This is a genomic window from Streptomyces sp. B1866, assembly GCF_031932565.1.
GTDB lineage: Bacteria > Actinomycetota > Actinomycetes > Streptomycetales > Streptomycetaceae > Streptomyces.
Map to the genome: position 1 here is coordinate 1 of NZ_JAVSCF010000582.1, position 630 is coordinate 630.

General features: G+C 82.7%; 1 pseudogene. It reads right to left on the minus strand.

Annotated features, from left to right (window positions below):
• Window positions 1-134: 134 nt before the first annotated feature.
• A pseudogene (locus RKE29_RS30295) lies at window positions 135-630 on the minus strand (hypothetical protein); the annotation flags it as partial.

Here is a 630-nt window from a genome sequence, read left to right on the forward strand (position 1 = left end):
CGCGCCGTCGCCCGCCGGGCGGCCGGTCGCCCGGCCGTCCGCCGGACGCTCGGCGCCCGGCGCGCCCATGCCCATGCCCATGCCCGTGTCCGGGTCCGTCCGGACCGAGCCCGCGTCCCTGCGGCCCGCGCGCGTCACGCCCGCCGCCTTCTGGCCAGCCGCAGGCCGAGCACCAGGGCCGCCGCGGCCGTCGCCGCGCCACCGGCCGCGTACCACCACCCGTGGCCCGAGCCGCCGTCGCCGCTCTCCGCGGCGGCAGCGTCGGCCACCGCCGGGATGCCGGACTGGCGGCCGGTCGCGTCCAGCGCGCGGACCAGATCGGTGCCGGCGAAGTCGCGCGGGTCGGCGCCGGCCGCGTGTGCGGCCAGGATCAGCTTGGCCAGCGCGCCGGGGTCGTCCTTCGCCCACGTCAGCGCGCCGCTGCCGGGCCGCTGGAGCCAGCGCAGGCCCTCGGCCGCGGCCAGGCGGTGCCCGTCGGCGGCGAGCGCGGCGACCGCGTCGGCGGTGCCGCCGAAGTCCGGCCCGGGCTCGGCGCCGGGCAGCGCGGACAGCAGGTGGTGGCCGCCCCGGTCGAGAGCGGCGGTCAGGTACGCGGCCGCCGCAGACGCCGCGGCCGCGCGGCCTTCCGGC